This is a genomic window from Psychrobacillus sp., from assembly GCF_056205495.1.
The window spans coordinates 1-2,735 of the sequence record NZ_JBAEAP010000388.1; the positions used below are offsets into that span (position 1 = coordinate 1).

Here is a 2,735-nt window from a genome sequence, read left to right on the forward strand (position 1 = left end):
TACGTCTTAAAGTAGATTCTGTTTCTTTTTCATTATTAATATCATCAACTTTTGGTATCTCTCTTGCCTCTTCAACAATTAGTAATTCTTCCTCTTCATCACTTCTTCTTGAACGAAGTAAACTAATGACTAGAAGAATAATGGAGACTAATAATATTCCACCAATTACATATATCCACCAAGGGATTGTTGAAGAAGATACTTCAGCAACCGAATTTTTCCCTCTCAGCTCTTGAACCGAAACTACAATCTTATCTTCCACTTGTTCCTCTGTTAGTTCTCCTACACCTTTGTCGATGGAAGTTCTAACAATTGTAGCAAGCATCTGTTCGATATCTCCTCGGATATCTTCCGGTAAGGATGCAACATCTTCTGCATCTGGTGGTTCAACCATTACTTGTATACCTATGTCTCTAATTTTATAGGGACTTTCAACAATCTCTTTTCGGATACGATTCACTTCATTGTTTATTGTATCTTCCGATCTTTCGTAATCTCCATCAGCAGTAGTTCCTTCTACATAGTTGGTGAAGTTATCAGTAGCATCCTCTCCTTGAGGAGTACCACCTGCTACCGGATTGTTGCCTGTAAACGTTTCAGAAATACGTTGAGCACTAATTTCAATTCCAGCCATATTTTCTACATCGACTGGCTCTACGAGATTCTCTTCTCGATTTTCTTGTTTAAAATCGATATCTGTAGTAATGGATACTACTACTTTATCTTGACCCATTAAGGTACCTAGCATGGTTTGAACTTGTCTTTGTAGGTCTCGCTCAATCGTCTTCTTCAATGTCATTTGATCTGTGACAGTTGTACCACCAGAACCATTTGCCTGCTGGAGGTCGAAATACTCTAGGAATTGGTTTCTTATAACGATATCTTCAGTAGATAAGTTCGGAATAGATTTAGAAACTAAATTGTATAAGGACGCTATTTGTGTCTCTGAAAATTGATAGCCTGGTTCTGTATTTAGCACAATAGAGGCACTTGCCGTTTCATTACTTTGGGATAAAAACACCCCTTCTTCAGGTAAGGTGATCATTACCTTTGCTTCCTTAACACCTTCTACGCTTTTAATCAAATTGGCTAGTTCAGTTTGTGTAGTAGCCAGCTTTAATACATTAAACTCGTTATCTGTCATCCCAAAGCCTGCATTTTGAGAGAAGAAGCTATAATCAATCATTCCTGATTGCGGAAATCCCTCTGCTGCCATTTGCACTAATAAAGTATCCTTCTGTTCCTTTGGAACTAATATAGAAGTCCCTCCAACAGCTATTTCATTTGCTACACCTTTAGAATCTAAATTTTCTTTTATACGTCCTACTTCAGAAGGAGTTACCTCTGAATATAAAGGAACCATTTCGGTTCTTGTAAGAAAAAAGGTCAGGACCGCAGCAAGAATTATTACACCTAGAAATCCGCCAATCATAGTCCCTTTTTGACCTTTAGTACGACTCTTCCAAAATGTTGTTATATCACTTTTAATTTTTGTTATACGCTCATTCATTTTTATCCTCCGGTTATGGTGAATATTTTAGCTCGATATATTACAATAACCGAGGTCTAAACCTGCATACGCATTATTTCTTGGTATGCTTCTACGACTTTATTACGAATCTCTAATGTTGCATTTAATGCAATACTTGCCTTCTGTGATGCGATCATTACTTCATGAAGCTCAATATTTCCACCACTTATTAGTTTGTTGGTTGCTACATCTGAAGCCTTCTGTGTATCATTTACCGAGTTAATAGCACTTTGAAGGAAATCACCAAAGTTTTCTTGTGCTTGAGATGGACTCAACTTATTTGTTGCCAAAGGTGCATTTACTTGGCCAACATTAAACATAGATACTGATTCAATAGCCATTAAGCGTTAAACCTTCTTTCTATTTTCCTATTTCAAGTGCCTTTGAAAGCATTGCCTTATTTGCATTAAAAACAGTGACATTCGCCTCATATGAACGAGTAGCAGAGATAAGATCAACCATTTCTCTTAAAGGATCGACGTTAGGCATTGCTACATATCCTTCCTCGTTAGCATCAATATGTGTAGGATCATATACAAGTTTAAAAGGTGTTTCTGCATCCTCTTTAACTCCCGACACCTTTACTCCATTTCCTACCCCGCTTTTACTAGAAGTTCCTCTTGCTACATTTAAAATGTTAGAAAAAGAGCCTTCTATTGGTTGTAGAGTTACCGTTTTCCTTCTATATGCCTGCCATTCTCCATCGACCAATTTCGCTCGTGTTGTTTCAGCATTAGCCATATTAGAAGAAATAACATCCATTCGTAAGCGTTGAGCTGTAAGTGCTGACGCAGTAGTGTTCATCCCATGAAATATTGACACTATCAACCGCCTCCTTTAATAACTGTTTGTAGACTATTTAACTTGCCGCTAACACGATCGACTAAAGCATTATAGTAAAGCTGGTTCGTCGCTAAATTAGCCTGCTCCTTATCCATGTCTACCCCATTACCATTACTGCTATATCTTAAATTGGAATAATCAAATGCTCCAGGTGAGGCTTGACTAGCTTGAAAGTTAAAATGCTTTTCTTCTGTGCGGTAGGCAGATATTGAAGACTTCTTAGCATTTTCTAAAAAATCATTAAAGTTAACACTTTTTGCTTTGTAATTTGGTGTGTCAACATTCGCTATATTTTGCGCTATAGTCTTTTGTTTCATAGATGCGAAATTCAAACCTCGTTCTAAATTCTCAATTGTACCGG

4 protein-coding genes are annotated in these 2,735 nt (G+C 37.1%); all 4 read right to left on the minus strand.

Going from position 1 to position 2,735, the window contains the following annotated elements:
- Positions 1 to 1,510 (minus strand): flagellar basal-body MS-ring/collar protein FliF (fliF, locus tag AC06OU_RS11550; RefSeq protein WP_475855921.1); only part of this gene is annotated, 1,510 nt, incomplete at its 3' end.
- A 56-nt stretch (positions 1,511 to 1,566) separates the two neighbouring features.
- Positions 1,567 to 1,872 (minus strand): flagellar hook-basal body complex protein FliE, encoded by a 306-nt coding sequence (gene fliE, locus AC06OU_RS11555; protein ID WP_298471135.1) that lies wholly within the window; start codon positions 1,870 to 1,872, stop codon positions 1,567 to 1,569.
- Positions 1,873 to 1,891: 19 nt separating this feature from the next.
- The gene (gene flgC / locus AC06OU_RS11560; protein ID WP_475855923.1) at positions 1,892 to 2,353 is read right to left on the minus strand and encodes a flagellar basal body rod protein FlgC; all 462 of its coding nucleotides are present in this window, start codon (positions 2,351 to 2,353) and stop codon (positions 1,892 to 1,894) included.
- Positions 2,354 to 2,355: 2 nt separating this feature from the next.
- A partial coding sequence (flgB, locus tag AC06OU_RS11565) for a flagellar basal body rod protein FlgB (protein ID WP_475855925.1) occupies positions 2,356 to 2,735 on the minus strand: 380 nt, incomplete at its 5' end.

Bases quoted from the DNA above. Each gene is read 5' to 3' on its own strand.
- fliE (WP_298471135.1), bottom strand. From the start codon at position 1,872: ATGGCTATTGAATCAGTATCTATGTTTAATGTTGGCCAAGTAAATGCA.